This is a genomic window from Ramlibacter humi (assembly GCF_004681975.1).
Classification (GTDB): Bacteria; Pseudomonadota; Gammaproteobacteria; order Burkholderiales; family Burkholderiaceae_C; genus Ramlibacter; species Ramlibacter humi.
The window spans coordinates 1-18,023 of the sequence record NZ_SMLK01000009.1 but is presented as its reverse complement, the minus strand read 5'-3'; the positions used below and the strand labels follow the sequence as shown (position 1 = coordinate 18,023).

Sequence of the window (18,023 nt, the reverse complement as noted above, 5' to 3'; positions counted from 1 at the left end):
AACATCAACAAGCGGCTGCAGCCGCGGCCGCCAATCCGCAGTACTTTCGGTGATCGACAATTTGATGGACGCGTCATTGGATGCGGCGGCGCGGGACGAGCCGCCCCAGAAGACGGACTCGCTGCGGTTGTTCGGGGCACCGGTGCTGGTTCTGGCATCGGGCGCTACGGTCGCGATCGAGTGGGGCAGGAGCATGGCGCTGCTCGCGTACCTGGCATGCGAGGAAGGCTGGCACCCCCGCGAGCAGCTGGCGGTGCTGCTGCGGCCCGAGGTGGACGCCACCACCGCGCGGACCTACCTGCGGGGCATCATCCACAAGATCCGCCAGGCGATCCCCGACATGACCGCGCTGCGCATCGAGGAAGGGCGGCTGCGGTGGGCCGGCGGCAGCGACGTCCAGGCGTTCCGCACGGCGGTCGCGCGGTCCGACTGGGAGCGGGCGATCTCGCTGCAGGAACTTCCGCTGCTGGATCGCCTGGGCGTGGGCGGCACGCCCTTCCTGGACGACTGGGTCGAGCAGGAACGCGCCAAGCTGCGCGGCGAGCTGCGGCGGTCGATGCTGGCGCTGATCCTGCAGCGGCAGGCCGCGGGCGGCAGCAGCGTCGACCTGATGCAGCGGCTGGTGGAGGACGACCCGATGGACGAGGACGCGGTGCAGTTCGTCCTCAGCCAGGCGCGCAATTCGCTGGAGCGGCACCTGGCCGCCGGCGCGTTCCAGGCGCTGCAGAAGCGGCTGGCGGCCGAACTGGGCGTGAAGCCGCTGCCTTCCACCGTCAAGCTCTACGAAGAACTCAGGGACCGTGTCGACCAGCAGTCGCACGCCGCGGTGCATGCGCCCGCGGCCGAGCCCGTTTCGGCGCCCGTGCCGCTGGAGGAGCCTTTGCACGCATCCCACAAGGAAATCCCTCTCGGCCGTGCCGCGGACTTCCAGAAGCTGGTGCACCTCACGCAGCGCCCGGACGTGCGGCTCATCACCATCAGCGGCTTCGGCGGCGTGGGCAAGAGCGTGCTGGCCCGGTCGCTGTTCGGTTGGCTGTCCAAGGCCGGCGATGCGGCCTGCATCTGGGTCGACCTCGTGTCGGCGGACAGCCTGCAGGCGATGCTGAACACCATTGCCCTGCAGGCCGGCCTGCCGGAGCGCGAGAAGTCGATGGAGGAGCAGCTGGCGCTCTGGCTGTCGGAGCGCCGCATCGTGCTGTTCCTCGACAACGTGGAGCAGCTCGCGCCCCACGCTGCCGTCCTCAGCCGGTTGCTGCTCGCCGCGCCGGGGCTGCGCATCGTGGCGACCTCGCGCGAGATTCTGCAGCTGTCCGAAGAGTACTCGGTCCCGGTCGTCGGGCTGGATTACGACGGCACGCGGTCCGCGGCGGCACGCCTGCTCGCGCTGCACGCCGAGCGGGTGGGCTACCGGCTCGACGCCGGCCAGGACCGCGAAGTGGCCCGGCTCGTGCAATTCCTCGAAGGCCTTCCCCTCGCCATCGAGCTGGCGGCCAGCTGGCTGCCGCTGCTGGGGCCGGGCAGCATGCTGGAGGAACTGCAGGGCAACCCGTCGTTCCTGGACGAAGCGGCGGGCCGGGCCGGGCGCAACGAGCGGACCATGGCATCCGTGCTGGCGACGGCCTGGCGCCGGCTGGACGCGCCGGAGGAACACGCGCTGGCCGGGCTGGCGGTCTTCGAGGGCCCGATCCACCTGGAGCAGGCGCGGGAAGTGGCGAAGGCCGAACCGGCCGTGCTGCTGCGCCTGGTGCAGAAGTCGATGCTGCAGCGCATCGGCGGGGCCCGCTTCCGCCTGCATCCGCTGCTGCGGGATTTCGTGCGCGTGACGGCGCCGGCGGACGGCCTGTCGCAGGCGCAGGAGCGGCATTGCGAATACATGCTGGGCCGGCTGGCTTCCATGCCGCTGCTGAAACCGAGCTGGGACCTGCCGGAGGAAGGCCGCGAGATGGTGTCGCAGGCCGAAGACCTGGTGAAGGCCTGGCGGTACGCCGTCGACGCGCAGCGCATCGACCTGATGGGGCACGCGCTGCCCAACCTGTCGATCCTGCTGCACATGGGATCGCGGCGCGAAGAGGCGGCGGCGCTCTGCGAGCATGCGCAGGGGCGCGTCCCTTTCGTCCCCATCGGCGCGGGGCTGGCGGCGCTGCATGCGATGACCAACCTGGAGCTGGGGCGGATGGACGACGCGCGCCGCATCGCGCTGGACGCCCTGGTGCAGGGACCGCGCGGGCGTGCCCAGGTCTGGCTGGAGATCTGCCTCAGCCGCCTCGACTGGTTCAACAGCGACTATGAAGCGGCCCTGGGGCATGCGGAACGCGCGCTGGCCGCCGTGAGGCCGAGCCACTCGGAGCTGCGGGTGGTGGCGCTGCAGGACATGGCGCTCTGCCGCTATGCGCTGCGCCAGTTCGCCCGGGCGCGCACGGAGGCGGAGGAGAGCCTCGTCCTGGCGCGCGCGCAAAGCGCCAAGCCATGGGAAGGCCGCGCGCTGACTTTCCTCGGCGTGATCTGCAGTGCTTCGGGCGTGCCTGCGCAGGCCATCCAGTACTTCCTGCAGGCGCTGGACCTCTTCGGGCAGCCTGAAGCCGCCTATGACCGCGCCTATGCGCTGCGCTGCCTGAGCTATGCGTATTGCCTGGCCGGGGATGGCGAGAAGGAAGTGGTCGCCGCCGAGGCGGCCCTGGCGACCTTCCGGTCGGCGGGCTACTACCACGAGCTGGGAGACAGCCTGATGGCGGTGGGCGTCGGCTACCAGACCGGCGAGCAGATGGCGCGGGCGCTGGAGTATTACCTGCAGGCGCTGCCACTGTGCCTGCAGGCGAACAACCTCGCCGGCGTGGTCCGGTGCATCTGGCTGATCGGGGTGATGACCGTCCCGCGCGACCGCGCGTCCGGCCTGCTGTTCGCCAGCTTTGCGCTCGGCCACAAGGCGCTGCGTCCGCCGGACGACGTGGTGATCCGCAAGGAACTGGCCGGCTTCGGGTTCACGCCGGAAGAGGTCGCGCAGGGGCTGGAGAGCGCCGCCGCGTGGACCCTGGACGACATCTGCGGCCGCGTGCTTTCCATGAAGAGGCAGACTCAGGCCTGACCGGCAAGGCGTCCGCGAGCGGCATTTGCAGGATTGCCCGCGGCGCAGGCGCCGCTACGCTCGGCGCATGTCCCAGATCCCGCAAGACGACCACGTACAAGCAGCCGCGCTACGGCTCGGAAGGACCCAGCCGTTCGGCGTCAAGGCCCTGCAGGCTCACCGCATCGAAGACATCCTGGCCGGCGCGTCGGGCCTGGGCCTTCGCGTCTACCAGGCCGACCTGGCCTCGCTCCCGTGCACGCTGGCGGCCGCCGAGCGGCAGGTGGCCGAATGGCTGAACCTGCCGCCGCTGGACGTTCGCAGGCGGGGCGTGCTGCTCGACCAGCTGACCGGCGAGCTGTTCGACCGCGCGCGTGCGAGCGGCTACCTGTTCCTGCTGAAGAACGTTCCCGTCGAGAAGACGCATGCCGAAGTGCGCGACGAGATCCTGGAGTACTTCAGCGACGCGGCGGAGTACTGGCGGCAGCTCGGCATCCCGTTCCGCTGCTTCCATTCGGCGGGCACTCCCCGCAGCGCCGAAGACCGCGCGTCGGCGCTGCGGCTGGTGAGTCCCTTCAGCATGGGGCTCCCCGCGCCGGCCGGCGGTTCGTTCGGCCGCTGACGCGCGGGATTTTCCAGGCGGCCGCGGCGGGCAGGACTGAACAGTCTTGCGTCAGCCAGCCCCGCCGGGGGCGGTGAAAATGCGCGGTCGTGCAAAACAGGAGACCGACCATGATCCGCGCACTGCGCACCGCCGTCCTCGCCGCCGCCGCGTTCGCCGCCTGCGCCGCCAGCGCCCAGAGTTGGCCTTCCAAGCCCATCCACTTCGTCGTGCCGTTCGGTCCCGGCGGCGCCAACGACCTGGTGGCGCGCTACGTGGCCGAAGCCGCTTCGCGCGAGCTGGGCCAGCCCATCATCGTGGACAACAAGCCCGGCGCGGGCTCCGTGCTGGGCGCGGACATCGTCGCGAAGTCGGCACCCGATGGCTACACGTTCCTGGCGCCTGCCGCCGGCGTGATCACCAACGCGATGATCAGGAAGACGATGCCTTACCAGGAGGAAGACCTGGTGCCCGTCGTGTTCATGGCCGTGAGCCCGTCGGTGATCGTCGTGCCGCCCGATTCGCCCATCAAGGACCTGAAGGGCCTGATCGCGGCGTCGAAGAACGGCAAGGGCCTGACGTTCTCCACCGCGGGCACCGGCAGCACGCCGCACTTCGTCGGCTCGATGCTGAAGTACAAGGCCGGCGCGAAGCTGGAGTTCATCCCGTACAAGAGCGGCAGCGAAGGCGTAGTCGCCGTGATCGGCAAGCAGGTGGACGCGACGTCCGAAGGCGCGCCCGTGGTGCTGCCGCAGATCAAGGGCGGCAAGCTGCGCCCCATCGCCAGCACCTGGAGCCGCCGCGTGGCCGCGCTGCAGGACGTGCCGACGGTCGAAGAACAGGGCTTCAAGGACGTGGTCATCGGCCACTGGTCGGGCCTGTTCGCGCCCAAGGGCACGCCGGAAGAGATCCTCGACAAGATGAACGCCGCCGTGAACAAGGCGCTGAAGTCGAGCGAACTGCGCGCGCGCCTGATTCCGCAAGGCATCGATCCGCAAGGCGGCAGCCGCGAGGACTTCCGCAAGTTCCTGGCGGCGGAGAAGAGCCGCCTGGGCGCGGTGGCGAAGGCCGCGCAGATGCAGGCGGATTGACGGCCGGCGCCGTCACCGGTCTCACGCCGTCATCCCCTCTTGCCTCGTCATTCCCGCGAAGTCGGGAATCCAGTGCTCCCGCTTTCAGCAGTCCGCGGATGCGGACGCCGTCGATTCCCGCCTTCGCGGGGAATGACGGTACGTTTCAGCCGTTCTGCCGGTCGCGGTGGATGCGGCGGCTCTGCTTGTTCTCGCGGCGCTGCACCGCCGCCTGCTCCGCGGCGCTGACGTGGCCGTTGCGGGCCGCGCGGGCTTCCGTGCGGTCCACGCGCGCCTGGCCCCGCTCGAGGCTCGAGACCTCGTTGCCGGACAACTGCCCCGACTGCACGCCGGCCTGGATGCGCTGGTCCTGGTTGACGTTGCGCTGCACGTCGGCCTGCATGCGCTGGTTGCTGGTGCCGGCCGGATCGCCGCGCTTCGCGTTGTGCGCGTCGCGCGCGATGTCGCGGCTGATGGCGTTCTCGCGCGCGTTGATCTGTTTCTGCTCCTGCGCGCTGATGCCGTCCTTGCTGTCGCGGGCGATCATGCGGTCCAGGCCCGCTTCCTTCTTCTCGATCCGGCCGGCCTCGCGCACGGTGAGCGATCCGTCCTTCAGGCCGTTCTCCACGCGCTGCTGCTGGTTCACTTGCCGCTGGATCACCTGCTCCTGCGCCGGCTGGGCGGGGGCTTGGGCATGGGCGGCGCCTGCAAACGCCAGTGCGATCAGCACGGGAAGGGTCTGGGGGTACTTCATGGGGGTCCTCATCTGCCACGGTGGCAGGTTCGCTTCCAACGCGCCTCAAGCGCGCGCGGACGACGCAAAGTCATCGCTCAACTGCAACGTTCGGTGTCGGTCTGACCTGTGGCTGACATGGCCAGCCGCCCCGTGCTGGGAAAGCGCGCCGGCGCCTGCATGCGCGTCGAAGAAGCCACCGTGCGCAAACTGCCGGCGCGCAAGTCCCCCCGCGCGCTAGGCCCCGTCCTCGAACCATTCCGTGTCCGACAGCATCAGCTCGTGATGTCCGCGGCCGGCGGGGATCATCGGGTAGCAGTTTTCCACCTGCGCCACGCGCACGTCCAGGAAGAATGGGCCGGGGTAGGCCAGGCAGCGCTCCAGCGCATCCGCCAGTTCCTCCGGCTTCGACACGGAAGCCGCGCCCCAGCCGAACGCGCGCGCCAGCGCCACGAAGTCCGGCAGCGCGGCCGTCCAGCTCTGGCTGATGCGGTTGCCGTGCACCAGCTGCTGCCACTGCCGCACCATGCCCATGTAGCCGTTGTTCATCAGCACGACCTTCACCGGCGCCTGGTGCTGCGCGGCGGTGGACAGCTCCTGGATGTTCATCAGGATCGAGGCGTCGCCGCTCACGCAGGCCACGGTCTTGCCCGGATGCGCGACCTGCGCGCCGATGGCGGCCGGCAAGCCATAGCCCATGGTGCCCGCGCCGCCCGACGTCAGCCAGCGGCGCGGCTCGTCGAAGCGCAGGTATTGCGCGGCCCACATCTGGTGCTGGCCGACGTCGGTGGCCACGATGGCGTCGCGGCCCGCAAGCGATCGCTGCAGTTGCGACATCAGCTGCTGCGGCAGGATCTGCACGCCGTCGGGCTGGAAGTCCAGGCACTTGCGATCTCGCCAGCGGGCGATGCGCGACCACCATGCATCGAGCCGGTCGGGATCGGGCGCGGCGGGCAACGCTTCCTGCAACAGCGCCAGCACCTCGAAGCAGTCGCCCGCCAGCGCGGCGTCCACGTGCACGACCTTGCCGATGTTCCCGGGTTCGATGTCGATGTGGATCTTGCGTGCACCGGGGCTGAAGTCCGCCAGCCGCCCGGTGATGCGGTCGTCGAAACGTGCGCCCACGCAGACGATCAGGTCGGCGTGGTGCATCGCGAGGTTCGCCTCCAGGGTGCCGTGCATGCCCAGCATGCCGAGGAACCGCGGATCGGAAGCGGGGAACGCGCCCAGTCCCATCAGCGTCAGCGTCGTGGGCAGGTTCCAGCGGCGCGCCAGTTCCGTGAAGGCTTCGCAGGCGCGCGGTCCCGAGTTGATCAGCCCGCCGCCGCCGTACAGCACCGGCCGGCGCGCGGTCTGCAGCAGGTCGGCCGCGCGGCTGAGGTCCTGCAGGTTCAAGGCGGGCGCAGCAGGCATGGGTGTTGGCGCAACCGCTTCGACGGCCGCGCAGCGTTCGAGCTGCACGTCTTTCGGCACGTCGATCAGCACCGGCCCGGGCCGGCCCGAAGCGGCGACGGCCAGCGCCCGCCGCACCGTCGCAGCCACTTCGGCCGCCGACTGCACCTGGTGCTGCCACTTGGTGACCGGCCGCGACATGCCCAGCGCGTCGCACTCCTGGAAAGCCTGGGTGCCGATCACGCCGGTGGCCACCTGGCCGCTGATGCAGACGACCGGCACCGAGTCGCTCATCGCATCCAGCAAACCCGTCATGGTGTTGCTCACGCCGGGGCCGGAGGTGACCAGCACCACGCCGACGCGGCCCGTCGTGCGCGCATAGCCTTCGGCCGCGTGCACGGCGGCCTGCTCGTGGCGCACCAGGATGTGCCGCAGCCTGGGCCGCGAGTACAACGCGTCGTACAGCGGCAGCGCCGCGCCGCCGGGATAGCCGAAGATCGTGTCGATGCCGCAAGCCATCAGGGTGTCGAGCAGGATCTCCGCGCCGGTGCGCGCGGGCGCATCCGTCGTTTTCGCGGGGGTGAGGGCGGCAAGCGTGTCCATCCGGCGATTGTTCGCGCAGCCCGGCAGAAAGGGCTTCGGAGTTTTCGGGCTTCCGAGCACGCATTCCGATTGATTTACGATGGACGAGCTCTGAAGCCGAAAAATATTGAAGAACGCCATGGCCAAGCGATCGAAGCCCGCCGCCGAACCGCTGGACACGGCGCCGGTACCCGAGGCGACCTACGACAAGTTCGACCTGGCCATCCTGCGCGAGCTGCTGGCCGATTCGCGCCGCACGCTGCAGGACATCGGCGCCGCGGTGAAGCTGTCGCCCACCACGTGCTGGAGCCGCATCAAGCGCATGGAAGCCGACGGCGTGATCAAGCAGTACAGCGTGCTGGTGGACCGCGCGCGGCTGGGTTACAAGGACACGGTGCTGGTGCAGCTCACGCTGGCCAGCCACACCGACGAGACGCTCTACCAGTTCGGCCGCACGCTGGCCGCCATCCCGGAAGTGCAGGAGGCTTACCTGGTCTCGGGCGAATACGACTACCTGATCCGCATCGTGGTGAAGGACACGCGCGACTACGAGCGGCTGCTGCGCGAGAAGCTCTACAAGATCCCGGGCATCCGCCACAGCAAGTCCAGCTTCGTGCTGCGCGTGCTGAAGGACACCCTGGTGCCCCCGATCTGAAACTGGCGGGATCCGCATCGCGTCACCGCCGAAGCCGCGAAGAACTTCGATGATGTAAGCAAAAGCGGGCGCGTTCCGGGGCTGTGTTTCCGGCCCGTTACGCTCCGCTCACAAAGCGCGGACATGGCTGAGCTAGGCTTGCCGCATGAGGAGTACGCATGCATCGAGCCCGCACGCGGGGCCCGCGGTCCTGGCCGTCGACGACGACCGCGAAACAACGCAAGTGCTGACGGAGTTCCTGCACGACTTCGGCATGGACGTGGAGGTGGCGGGCACCGGCGCGCAGATGAAGTCGTGCCTGCAGCGCCGGCCGTTCGACCTGGTCCTGCTGGACCTGACGCTGCCCGACGAACCGGGCATGGAACTGTGCAGCTGGACCAAGGAACGCGCGCCGGAGTTGCCCGTCATCATGCTGACGGCGGCCGATGATCCCGACACCTGCATCGAGGGACTGGCGCGCGGGGCCGACGACTACGTGTCCAAGCCGTTCCAGGCGCGCGAGCTGGTGGCCCGCATCAAGGCGATCCTGCGGCGCACGTCGCAAGCCGTGGTGCGCGGCGCCGCCAGCGCTTTCTGCCGGCACGACGCCAAGATGCGGCAGCTGACCATCGGCACGCTGAACGTCACGCTGACCGAGCACGAGAACCGCATCATCGGCGCGTTCATTGACCATCCGGGCGCCGCGCTGTCGCGCGCGAGGCTGCTGGAAATGGTGCATGCGCCGGGCGTGGACCTGGCCGACCGCAGCATCGATGCGGCCATCTCCAACATCCGCTCGAAGCTCGGGCAGCACCGCGACCTGATCCGCACCGTGCGCGGCGAAGGCTATTTCCTGGAGCAGGGCAGGGGCTGATTCCTTTCGCGCTCCCCTGAACGAGGTCTCGACGGCCGCGGTGATGCCGCGGCCCCGGGGCCTTCACGCGCGCTTGCATTTCGCTCAAGCGCGCGTGGCCCGCCAGCTTGAAGATCGCCACGGCGCCCACCAGCTGGCTGGCGCGACCGGGAATTCGGCGGCTAGCCGGGGACGCGCGAAGCCGCTGCGTCTGCCGCCGGGCCGTCAGCGGATGACGCGTCCAGCGGCAACGTCACGATGAACGTGCTGCCCGCGCCGTCACTGCCGCTGTGCGCCTGCACGGCGCCGCCGTGCAGCGAGACCGGGCGAGCGACCACCGCCAGGAACAGGACCAGGCCGGCCAGGACGGCGCCGTGGCCTCGTCTGCGGAGCGCATCGACCATGGCGGCGGGGCGCATGGGGGTCCGGAAGTGGGGCGGGAAGGCATCCTAAACCAAGGCATTCGCTTCGTGACCACAACAGTTGCGGCTCCATCCGGTGCGCCACTGTGTCTGGCGCGCCCAGCCGCGGCCCGCTAACTTCGATCGCATGTTCGAAGGCCTCTTTTCTTTCGTCGCGTACTGCGCCTTGATGTCCGGCACGCCGGGACCCAACAACGTGATGCTGGCCACCTCGGGCACAAACTTCGGTTACCGGCGCACGCTGCCGCACCTGCTGGGCATCAACGCCGGCGTGTTCGCGCTCACGCTGGTCGTGTGCCTGGGCCTGTCGCAGGTGTTCGCGCGGTTTCCCGCGATCCACGTCGCGTTGAAGGTGGCAGGCGCGCTGTATCTGGCGTTCCTCGCCTGGAAGCTGGTCGGCGCCAGCGTGGCCGCGGGCCGGGCCGCGCAGCGTCCGCTGTCGTTCGTGGAAGGCGCGGCCTTCCAGCTGGTGAACCCCAAGACGTGGATGCGTGCCGCCACGGTCGCCACCGTGTTCATGCCCGCCGGCATGGGCCCGCTGCAAGGCGCCTTGCTTGTTTCCGCCATCGGCTGGATCGTCGGCTTTCCGCTGGTGTCGGTGTGGACGCTGTTCGGCGTGGGCATCCGCCGCTTCCTGGGCACGCCGCTGCGCATGCGGGTGTTCAACGTGGCGATGGCGGTGGCGTTGCTGGCGCTGGCGGTGAGCCTGGTGGTCTGACGCCCTTCGGGTGCTCGCGACCTCCGCGCAAGAGAGTCCCCATTCCCGCGTTATTAGCAAACCAGAAAACGGTATTTCCCAGGCGGGCTTTGCGTCCGTAGAGTCCGCGGCTTTCAGGGCCAACGACGAACATGAGAGCAATGAAGAAGGTGGCCGCCGCGCTGGCGGTGGGGACCATCGGGGATGACTTCTTCCCCGGCGCGCACGCCGCGTCCGGCAGCTGAGCGGCGCGATGGTCGAACTGCAAGGCATCGTCCAGCACTACGGCGGCGTCCAGGCGCTGCGCGGCATCGACCTGGCCATCCGGCCGGGCGAGGTGTACGGCGTCATCGGCAGGAGCGGCGCGGGCAAGAGCTCGCTGGTGCGCACCATCAACCTGCTGAACCGCCCCACCGCGGGCCGCGTGCTCGTGGACGGCCAGGACCTCACGGCGCTGCGCGAGCCGCGGCTGCGCGAGGCGCGGCGCAGCATCGGCATGGTGTTCCAGCACTTCAACCTGCTGTCCTCGCGCACGGTGCACGGCAACGTGGCGTTGCCGCTGGAACTCGCGGGCATCGCGCCGCTCGAGGTGAAACGCCGTGTCGGCGAACTGCTGGACCTGGTGGGGCTGGCGCCATTGCGCGACCGCTACCCCGCGCAGATCAGCGGCGGGCAGAAGCAGCGCGTGGGCATCGCCCGCGCGCTGGCCAACCGCCCGCGCGTGCTGCTGTCGGACGAAGCCACTTCGGCGCTGGATCCGGAGACCACGCGCTCCATCCTCGCGCTGCTGCGGCAGGTCAACCGCGATTTCGGCCTGACGGTGGTGCTCATCACGCACCAGATGCAGGTGATCAAGCAGGTGGCCGACCGCGTCGCCGTGCTCGACGCGGGCCGCGTGGTGGAAGAGGGCGGCGTCATCCAGGTGTTCACGCATCCGCGCGAAGCGGTGACGCGCAGCCTGGTGGAAGACGTGGTGCCGCAGGCGCTGCCCGAAAGCGTGGTGGCCCGCATCCGCGCGCTGATGTCCGGCGCCGCCACCCCGGGGCAGCTGCTGCGGCTGGCTTTCGCCGGCGAAGGGTCCGACCAGCCGCTGCTGTCGGAACTGGTGCGCCGATATGGGCTGGACTTGAACATCGTGCACGGCCAGGTGGACGAGATCCAGGGCCGGCCGTTCGGCTCGCTGGCGGTGCTGGCGCGCGGCGCGCGCGAGTCGCTCGCGGCGGCGGTGGACCACCTGCGCCTGGCCGGCGTTCGCGTGGAGGTCGCCCATGTTTGAGACGTTCACGCCCGCGCTGCTGGAGCTGTTCGGCCGCTCGCTCTGGGAAACGCTGGTGATGGTGGGCATCTCGGGGCTGCTGGGGGGCCTGCTCGGCATTCCGCTGGGCGTCTACCTGCGCCTGTCCGACCGCGGCGGCGTGCTGCGGAACGCCGCCGCCAACCGCATCGTCGGCGGCGTGGTGAACGCGGTGCGTTCCACGCCTTTCATCATCCTGCTGGTCGCGATCATCCCGCTGACTCGCCTCCTGGCCGGTTCGTCCATCGGCACGGCGGCGGCCGTCGTGCCGCTCACCGCGGCGGCAGCGCCCTTCATCGCGCGCCTGGTGGAAGCGTCGCTGCGCGAGGTGGACGCCGGGTTGATCGAAGCCGCGCAAGCCATGGGCGCGACGACTTCGCAGATCGTCTTCAAGGTGCTGCTGCCCGAGGCGCTGCCCGGCATCGTGGCGGGCCTGACCATCACGCTGGTCAGCCTGACCGGCTATTCGGCCATGGCCGGCGCCATCGGCGGCGGCGGGCTGGGCGACCTGGGCATCCGCTACGGCTACCAGCGCTTCCTGCCCGAGGTGATGCTGGCCGTCGTCGTCGTGCTCATCGCCTTCGTGCAGGCGGTGCAAAGCGCCGGCGACTGGGCCGTGCGCCGCCTGACCCGCAAATGAAGTCCCCAACGATCCACCAACCAACAGAGGAAGAAACCATGGACAAGAGAACCTTCATCCGCGCCGCCGCCTTCGCCGCGGCACTGGCCACCGCCGGCGGCGCCGCGCTGGCGCAGGACAAGCCGCTGAAGATCGGCGTCACCGCCGGCCCGCACGCGCAGATCTTCGAGCAGGTGAGGAAGATCGCCGAGCGCGACGGCCTGAAGCTGCAGGTCGTCGAGTTCAGCGACTACATCCAGCCCAACGCCGCGCTGGCCGCCGGCGACCTGGACGCCAACAGCTACCAGCACAAGCCCTTCCTCGACCAGCAGGTGAAGGACCGCGGCTACAAGATCGTGGACGTGGGCTACACCGTCAACTTCCCCATCGGCGTCTACTCGAAGAAGGTGAAGTCGCTGGCCGAGTTGAAGGAAGGCGCGCGCGTGGGCATCCCCAACGACCCCACCAACGGCGGGCGCGTGCTGCTGGTGTTCCAGGATCAGGGCCTGATCAAGCTCAAGCCCGGCGCGGGCCTGAAGGCCACGCCGCTGGACGTGGTGGAGAACCCGAAGAAGATCCGCTTCGTCGAAGTGGAAGCGGCGCAACTGCCGCGCACGCTGGACGACCTGGACGCCGCGGCCATCAACACCAACTACGCGCTGCCCGCGGGCCTGCAGCCCGGCAGGGACGCCATCGCGCAGGAAAGCGCGAAGAGCCCCTACGTCAACCTGCTGGCCGTGCGCGAGCAGGACAAGGACAAGCCCTGGGTCGCCAAGCTGGTGAAGGCGTACCACTCCGAGGAGATCCGCAAGTTCGTGCAGGCGGAGTTCAAGGGCGCGGTCGTCCCGGGCTTCTGAGCGTTCACGCGATCGGCAGGCGTTCGGCCTGCACGCCGTCGCGCAGCCCCAGCCGGGCCAGCGCGGCGAGCGCCATGATGGCCAGGCCGAAACCGATGGACGTGGCGTGCAGGTTGCCGGTCAGCGCGACGATGGCGCCGGCCGCCACCGCGGGCAGGCCCATCGCCAGGTAGGACAGCACGAACAGCACCGACAGCGCGCCGGCGCGGTCGGCCGCCGAAGCCGCGGCCAGCACCGAACGCACGCCACCCTGGAAGCTGGCGCCGAAGCCCGCGCCCGCCAGCATCGAGGCGCCGATGTACGCGGCAGGCGAGTGCACTTGCAGCGCGAACAGCATCGCGCCCATGCCGGTCAGCAAGGCCGTGGCGCCGAAAGCGAGCAGCGTCCTCTCGTGCGCGCGGCGCAAGGCGAGCACCGTCACGCCGGCACTCCCGGCCAGCACGAACAGCGCGATGCCGCCGCCCAGCGACGCGTCCAGCGACAGGTCGCGCCGCACCAGCGCGGGGCCCAGCGACGCGGCGAAACCCGCCAGCGACCAGCCCGCCAGCACCGCGGGCGCGGCGATACGCAGTGCGGCGCGCGCTTGCGGCGAAGCGTCGAAGCGCGGACGCAGCGACGCCAGCGCGCCCGCCACGCGGCGGCCCGGCTCCGGCATCGCCCACACGCCGGCGGCTTGCAGCAGGTACGCGGTGCCGAGCACCCAGTACACGAGATGCGTGGGTTGTGGCAGCCAGTGCACCAGCACCCCGGACAACACGGCACCCGATGCGGTGCCCAGCGCCGGTGCGACCGCGTTGGCGAGCGTGCCGCGCTGGCGGTCGAGGTCCAGCATGGCCGCGCCGATGGCGGCGATGGCCGCGCCGGTCGCCAGGCCTTGCACGACACGCGCGATGAACAGCGTGCCGGTGTCCTGCGCCGAGGCGAATACGGCCATCGCAACGGCCTGCGCCAGTGCCGCGGCGACGATCACCGGCCGGCGGCCGACGTGGTCGCTCAGCCGGCCCAGCACCAGCAGCGCGGCAAGCAGCACGACGGCGTAGGTGGCGAAGATGGCCGCGACGGTGACGGGGGTGAAGCCCCACATCACCTGGTAGACCGGGTACAGCGGCGTCGGCGCGCTGGAGCCGGCCAGGAAGCTGAGCGTCACGGACGCGAGCAGGTAGAAGTGGCGGCGTTGCGCGCCCGCCCGCGATGGCGAGGGCACGGCAACGGCCGGCGCGGCGGGCAGGGTGGCGGCGGGACAGCTCATGGGGACTCCTGGAAAGAACAGACCGATCTGTCTGTTGCACTATACAGACCTGTCTGTTAAAGTCAAACCCATGGCCACCGCGACCCTGCCCGCTCCGACGAAAGGCGACCGCCGCCCGGTTCGCGAGAGGCTGCTCGCGTCCGCCGACGAGCTCTTCTACGGGGAGGGCATCAACAACGTCGGCATCGACCGCATCCTGGAACACGCCGGCGTGGCCAAGGCGTCGCTGTACTCCACGTTCGGCAGCAAGGACGAGCTGGTGCGCGCGTACCTCGAGCACCGCCACAGCACGCGCCGCGCCCGCATCGAAAGGCACCTGGCCGGCAAGCGTTCGCCGCGCGAGAGGCTGCTGTCGGTGTTCGATGCGCAGGCCGAAGCGCTGGCCCAGCCGGGCTTTCGCGGCTGCGCCTTCCTGATGGCCAATGCCGAGCAGCCCGGCGAGTCGCGCGGCAAGCCCGTGTGCGACGAGTACCGCGCGTGGATCCGCGCGCTGTTCGTGCGGCTGGTGAAGGACACCGGCGCGCGCCGGGCCGAAGCGCTGGCGCGGCAACTGCTGCTGGTCTACGACGGCGCCACCGTGGCCGCGCAAATGGACGGGCAGGGCGCTGAAGCGATCGCGGCCGCGCGCGCCACCGCCGCGGCGCTGCTGGACGCGGCCACCAAGGCCTGAGCGGCCCGCGCAGCGCGGGCGCCGAGCTGCCGCGCCCAGTTTAATAAACTGGTATATCATCTACCGGGTGACGGATCGCATCTCCGGCCGCTTCGGTTTCCTCGTCAACGAAGTCAGCCGCCTCTATTCCCTGCAGTTCGACCGCCTGGCGCGCGAGAAACTGGGCCTCACGCAGGCCCAGTGCCGCGTGCTGGCGGTGCTGGCGCGCCACGGCGAAGCGTTGTCGCAGGCGGAGGTGGCGGACAAGCTGGGCCTGACGCCGATGGCGGTGGCCAAGCTGGTCGACCGGCTCGCCGACGGCGGCTGGCTGGAGCGGCGCGGCCATGAAAGCGACCGCCGCATCAACCGCCTGCACCTGGCGCCGCGCGCGGTGAAGGCGCTGGAACAGGCGCTGGTGCTGGGCGACGAACTCACGCGCGATGCGTTGAGCGACCTGAGCGCGGCGGAGCGCACGGTGCTGGTGAAGCTGCTCGGCCGCGCGCGCACCCGGTTGCTCGAAACCGCGGCCGCCCCTTCGGAACCCGCCTGATGGTCACCACGGAGAAAGTGCCGCACCGCGGCATGATCACCGTCGTCGTGATGCTGGCGACCATCATGCAGGCGCTGGACACCACCATCGCCAACGTCGCGCTGCCGCACATGCAGGGCACCCTGCAGGCTTCGCAGGACCAGATCACCTGGGTCCTCACTTCCTACATCGTGGCTTCGGCCATCACGCTGCCGCTCACCGGCTGGATGTGCGCGCGCTGGGGCCGCCGGCGCGTGTTCCTGGTGTCGGTGGTCGGCTTCACCATCGCTTCGGCGCTTTGCGGCCTGGCCGGCTCGCTCGGGGGCATCGTCGCCGCGCGCCTGCTGCAGGGCGTGTTTGGCGCGGCGCTGGTGCCGTTGTCGCAAGCCGTGCTGCTGGACATCAACCCGCCGCACAAGGTGGGGCAGGCGATGGCCATCTGGGGCGCCGGCATCATGGTCGGCCCCATCCTGGGCCCGATGCTGGGCGGCTGGCTGACCGAGAGCTTCGACTGGCGCTGGGTGTTCTTCATCAACGTGCCGGTGGGCGTGTTTGCCTGGTGGGGCATCGCGCGCTACCTGCCGGAGAGCAAGCCGCCCAGCGCGCGGCTGGACATGTTCGGCTTCATCACGCTCAGCCTGGCCATCGGGCTGCTGCAGATGTTCCTGGACCGTGGCGAACTGCTCGAGTGGTTCGATTCGTGGGAGATCAAGCTGGAAGCGGCCGGCGCGCTGGTGGCCTTCGCGTTTTTCGCGGTCCACACCGCGACGGTGCAGGGCGTGTCCTTCTTCGACCGCGAACTGCTGAAGGACCGCAACTTCGTCATCGGCTGCACCTTCGGCTTCGTCGTCGGCGTGGTGCTGTACGGCACGATGGCGCTGCTGCCCACCTTCCTGCAAAGCCTGATGGAGTACCCGGTGGTGCACACCGGCGTGGTCACCGCGCCGCGCGGCATCGGCACCATGATCGCCATGCTGCTGGTCGGGCGGCTGGTGCAGAAGGTGGACGTGCGCATCATCATGACCTGCGGCTTCGGCATCACCGCCTTCGCGCTGTGGCAGATGACGCACGTCACCCTGCAGATGGACAGCCGGCTGGTGGTGCTGTCCGGTTTCATCCAGGGCCTGGGCATCGGCTTCACCTTCGTGCCGCTGTCCACCGCCGCCTTCGCCACGCTGGCGCCGCAGTTACGCAACCAGGGCACGCCCGTGTTCAGCCTTTTGCGCAACATCGGCGGCAGCGTCGGCATCTCCATCGTGCAGGCGCTGCTGACGCGCGGCGCCGCCCAGGCTCACGCGCAGATCGCTTCCACCGTGGCGCCGGGCAACGTGGGGCTGCTGAGCCTGCCGCCGGCGATGGACATCTCCACGCAGGCGGGCCTGGCGGTGCTGAACGCGGAGGTGACGCGCCAGGCTTTCCTGGTCGCCTACATCGACGACTTCTGGATCATGATGGCGCTGACGCTGGCCGCGCTGCCTTTCCTGGTCGCGCTGCGGCCACCGCGCCGGCAGGCGCAGGCAGCGGCCGCGGAAGTGCCGCACTAACTGCCTGGCTTGCTGCCACCGCCGGCCTCGGCGAACCTGCGTTGCCCGGATTACGCGGGTTTGCGCCCGAGCACAGCCGATTGCCCGTCATGGACGCGGACCAGTGATGCGCCGCCTTCCGAGCACAGCATGACTGTCGAGCAGCGCCCGTGCCTGCATCTCTGGCGCTTTTCAGTCTGCCGTGCTATCAATCCGATTCGGTGCTTGGGGCTGCTGCGGTGCCTCTTGCGCGACAGCCAGAAGCGCGACGTGCTCCAGTTCCCGGCATCGCCGCGGTCGCCGGATGCGACTTCCTGACCCGGAGAGAGAACATGGCAACTCCTGTTTCCGTTTCCAAGTTCGACGTGAAATCGCACGAGACCCCGGACGAAGTCCGAGCACCCGACAAGACGCGTGTGGAGGTCTGTCAGCACGACGGGTTCACGATCGGCAGGTTTTCCTTCCAGCCCGGCTGGCGCTGGTCGGAATGCGTGAAGCCGGTGGTCAAGACCGACCTGTGCCAGGTTTCGCATGTCGGCTACGCAGTCGCTGGCCGCATCAAGGTCCGCCTCAACGATGGCACCGAGAAGACAATCAGCGCCGGCGAGTCGTACACGATCCCGCCGGGGCATGATGCATGGGTAGAAGGTAAAGAGGCCTTCGTGGGCATCGAGATGATGAGCGCGGACACGTACGCCAAGCCCGCGTGATCGAGCGGGCCCATGCGCCTGAGCATCCAGGCATGAGAACGCCCCGGGGGCCGTGAGGCTCGCGGGGGGTGGCCGCGCTGATTTGCGTGAATAGCGCCTTGTGGGGCGCTGCATTTGCTCTCGCAATTCACGCAATTGGCCTGTATCGAGCTAAGCGAGGCCAATGTCTGCTTCGGGCCCGAAGCAGGCGTTCTCATTCAGCCCGAGTTCGTAGTTTCCAAGCGCCCACAGCCGCCGCTACGGACAGCAGCAGGCCTGCAACGGATAGAAGCCCCGCGATGGCAGGCTGACGACACCGAGGGTTCTTCGCGAACAGGCCATAGCTGCCAGAACAATCTACGAACGCCAGCGAGTAAGACGATGCCATCCAGAGCAATCCGTAGGCCGCGATGGCCAACATTGCTGGCACGGCCACAAGCAGAATTGCTCTGGTTAGTCGCCGCCGCTGATGCTTCATAAACGTCCGCTTCTGGCGGCGGATTCAACCGATCGACGCAACACATTCGTCGAACATCTCAGCTGGCGTCCTGAAGCCCAGAGTCTTCCTC

17 protein-coding genes are annotated in these 18,023 nt (G+C 69.4%); 13 read left to right on the top strand and 4 right to left on the bottom strand.

The window, feature by feature from the left end; all coding sequences use genetic code 11:
• The first annotated feature begins 64 nt into the window (after positions 1-64).
• The 3 genes from EZ216_RS19350 (at position 65) to EZ216_RS19340 (ending at position 4,753) form a co-directional block, all read left to right on the top strand.
• On the top strand, positions 65-3,082 hold the full coding sequence (locus EZ216_RS19350) for an ATP-binding protein (RefSeq protein WP_135251438.1): 3,018 nt from the start codon (positions 65-67) through the stop codon (positions 3,080-3,082).
• A 67-nt stretch (positions 3,083-3,149) separates the two neighbouring features.
• Positions 3,150-3,683 (top strand): hypothetical protein, encoded by a 534-nt coding sequence (locus tag EZ216_RS19345; protein ID WP_135251437.1) that lies wholly within the window; start codon positions 3,150-3,152, stop codon positions 3,681-3,683.
• A 110-nt stretch (positions 3,684-3,793) separates the two neighbouring features.
• A complete protein-coding gene (locus tag EZ216_RS19340; RefSeq protein ID WP_135251436.1) occupies positions 3,794-4,753 on the top strand; it encodes a tripartite tricarboxylate transporter substrate binding protein in 960 nt (319 codons plus the stop codon).
• A 145-nt stretch (positions 4,754-4,898) separates the two neighbouring features.
• On the opposite strand, the gene EZ216_RS19335 is transcribed toward EZ216_RS19340, so the two are convergent.
• Entirely contained in the window at positions 4,899-5,486 is a 588-nt protein-coding gene (locus EZ216_RS19335) for a hypothetical protein (RefSeq protein WP_135251435.1), read from the bottom strand.
• A 216-nt stretch (positions 5,487-5,702) separates the two neighbouring features.
• Positions 5,703-7,460, bottom strand: coding sequence for a biosynthetic-type acetolactate synthase large subunit (gene ilvB / locus EZ216_RS19330; RefSeq protein ID WP_135251434.1), 1,758 nt, complete (start codon positions 7,458-7,460; stop codon positions 5,703-5,705).
• A gap of 118 nt (positions 7,461-7,578) precedes the next feature.
• Here ilvB and EZ216_RS19325 point away from each other — a divergent pair, with 118 nt between their 5' ends.
• Positions 7,579-8,094 (top strand): Lrp/AsnC family transcriptional regulator, encoded by a 516-nt coding sequence (locus EZ216_RS19325; RefSeq protein WP_205959713.1) that lies wholly within the window; start codon positions 7,579-7,581, stop codon positions 8,092-8,094.
• A gap of 145 nt (positions 8,095-8,239) precedes the next feature.
• Complete coding sequence (locus EZ216_RS19320; protein ID WP_135251433.1) at positions 8,240-8,947, top strand: response regulator transcription factor; 708 nt, start codon at positions 8,240-8,242, stop codon at positions 8,945-8,947.
• A 161-nt stretch (positions 8,948-9,108) separates the two neighbouring features.
• Here EZ216_RS19320 and EZ216_RS19315 read toward each other — a convergent pair whose 3' ends face one another.
• Positions 9,109-9,330 carry a HAMP domain-containing histidine kinase gene (locus tag EZ216_RS19315; protein WP_135251432.1) on the bottom strand — a complete coding sequence of 74 codons (222 nt, stop codon included), beginning with the start codon at positions 9,328-9,330 and terminating at the stop codon, positions 9,109-9,111.
• A gap of 145 nt (positions 9,331-9,475) precedes the next feature.
• On the opposite strand from EZ216_RS19315, the gene EZ216_RS19310 reads away from it, so the two are divergent.
• The 4 genes from EZ216_RS19310 (at position 9,476) to EZ216_RS19295 (ending at position 12,815) form a co-directional block, all read left to right on the top strand.
• The gene (locus EZ216_RS19310) at positions 9,476-10,066 is read left to right on the top strand and encodes a LysE family translocator (protein WP_135251431.1); all 591 of its coding nucleotides are present in this window, start codon (positions 9,476-9,478) and stop codon (positions 10,064-10,066) included.
• Positions 10,067-10,298: 232 nt separating this feature from the next.
• A complete protein-coding gene (locus EZ216_RS19305; protein WP_135251430.1) occupies positions 10,299-11,321 on the top strand; it encodes a methionine ABC transporter ATP-binding protein in 1,023 nt (340 codons plus the stop codon).
• Entirely contained in the window at positions 11,314-11,979 is a 666-nt protein-coding gene (locus EZ216_RS19300; protein WP_135251429.1) for a methionine ABC transporter permease, read from the top strand. Before EZ216_RS19305 ends, EZ216_RS19300 begins: the two co-directional genes overlap by 8 nt.
• A gap of 38 nt (positions 11,980-12,017) precedes the next feature.
• Positions 12,018-12,815 (top strand): MetQ/NlpA family ABC transporter substrate-binding protein, encoded by a 798-nt coding sequence (locus EZ216_RS19295; RefSeq protein WP_135251428.1) that lies wholly within the window; start codon positions 12,018-12,020, stop codon positions 12,813-12,815.
• Positions 12,816-12,819: 4 nt separating this feature from the next.
• Here EZ216_RS19295 and EZ216_RS19290 read toward each other — a convergent pair whose 3' ends face one another.
• Complete coding sequence (locus EZ216_RS19290; RefSeq protein ID WP_135251427.1) at positions 12,820-14,064, bottom strand: MFS transporter; 1,245 nt, start codon at positions 14,062-14,064, stop codon at positions 12,820-12,822.
• A 70-nt stretch (positions 14,065-14,134) separates the two neighbouring features.
• Between EZ216_RS19290 and EZ216_RS22030 the strand changes: the two genes are divergently transcribed.
• The 4 genes from EZ216_RS22030 to EZ216_RS19270 all read left to right on the top strand — a co-directional run bounded on the left by EZ216_RS22030 (position 14,135) and on the right by EZ216_RS19270 (position 17,475).
• Positions 14,135-14,734: a TetR/AcrR family transcriptional regulator gene (locus EZ216_RS22030; RefSeq protein WP_135251426.1), complete on the top strand. Its 600-nt coding sequence runs from the start codon at positions 14,135-14,137 to the stop codon at positions 14,732-14,734.
• 67 nt (positions 14,735-14,801) lie between these two features.
• Positions 14,802-15,263: a MarR family winged helix-turn-helix transcriptional regulator gene (locus tag EZ216_RS19280; RefSeq protein WP_167772969.1), complete on the top strand. Its 462-nt coding sequence runs from the start codon at positions 14,802-14,804 to the stop codon at positions 15,261-15,263.
• On the top strand, positions 15,263-16,786 hold the full coding sequence (locus tag EZ216_RS19275) for a DHA2 family efflux MFS transporter permease subunit (protein ID WP_239024448.1): 1,524 nt from the start codon (positions 15,263-15,265) through the stop codon (positions 16,784-16,786). The genes EZ216_RS19280 and EZ216_RS19275 overlap by 1 nt, the downstream gene beginning before the upstream one ends.
• 149 nt (positions 16,787-16,935) lie before the next feature.
• Entirely contained in the window at positions 16,936-17,475 is a 540-nt protein-coding gene (locus tag EZ216_RS19270) for a cupin domain-containing protein (RefSeq protein WP_239024447.1), read from the top strand.
• The last annotated feature ends 548 nt before the right edge of the window (positions 17,476-18,023 follow it).

Bases quoted from the DNA above. Each gene is read 5' to 3' on its own strand.
- EZ216_RS19315 (WP_135251432.1), bottom strand. From the start codon at position 9,330: ATGGTCGATGCGCTCCGCAGACGAGGCCACGGCGCCGTCCTGGCCGGC.
- EZ216_RS19295 (WP_135251428.1), top strand. From the start codon at position 12,018: ATGGACAAGAGAACCTTCATCCGCGCCGCCGCCTTCGCCGCGGCACTG.
- EZ216_RS19350 (WP_135251438.1), top strand. From the start codon at position 65: ATGGACGCGTCATTGGATGCGGCGGCGCGGGACGAGCCGCCCCAGAAG.
- EZ216_RS19325 (WP_205959713.1), top strand. From the start codon at position 7,579: ATGGCCAAGCGATCGAAGCCCGCCGCCGAACCGCTGGACACGGCGCCG.
- EZ216_RS19290 (WP_135251427.1), bottom strand. From the start codon at position 14,064: ATGAGCTGTCCCGCCGCCACCCTGCCCGCCGCGCCGGCCGTTGCCGTG.
- ilvB (WP_135251434.1), bottom strand. From the start codon at position 7,460: ATGGACACGCTTGCCGCCCTCACCCCCGCGAAAACGACGGATGCGCCC.
- EZ216_RS19310 (WP_135251431.1), top strand. From the start codon at position 9,476: ATGTTCGAAGGCCTCTTTTCTTTCGTCGCGTACTGCGCCTTGATGTCC.
- EZ216_RS19340 (WP_135251436.1), top strand. From the start codon at position 3,794: ATGATCCGCGCACTGCGCACCGCCGTCCTCGCCGCCGCCGCGTTCGCC.
- EZ216_RS19320 (WP_135251433.1), top strand. From the start codon at position 8,240: ATGAGGAGTACGCATGCATCGAGCCCGCACGCGGGGCCCGCGGTCCTG.
- EZ216_RS19275 (WP_239024448.1), top strand. From the start codon at position 15,263: ATGGTCACCACGGAGAAAGTGCCGCACCGCGGCATGATCACCGTCGTC.
- EZ216_RS19335 (WP_135251435.1), bottom strand. From the start codon at position 5,486: ATGAAGTACCCCCAGACCCTTCCCGTGCTGATCGCACTGGCGTTTGCA.
- EZ216_RS19345 (WP_135251437.1), top strand. From the start codon at position 3,150: ATGTCCCAGATCCCGCAAGACGACCACGTACAAGCAGCCGCGCTACGG.
- EZ216_RS19300 (WP_135251429.1), top strand. From the start codon at position 11,314: ATGTTTGAGACGTTCACGCCCGCGCTGCTGGAGCTGTTCGGCCGCTCG.
- EZ216_RS19305 (WP_135251430.1), top strand. From the start codon at position 10,299: ATGGTCGAACTGCAAGGCATCGTCCAGCACTACGGCGGCGTCCAGGCG.
- EZ216_RS22030 (WP_135251426.1), top strand. From the start codon at position 14,135: ATGGCCACCGCGACCCTGCCCGCTCCGACGAAAGGCGACCGCCGCCCG.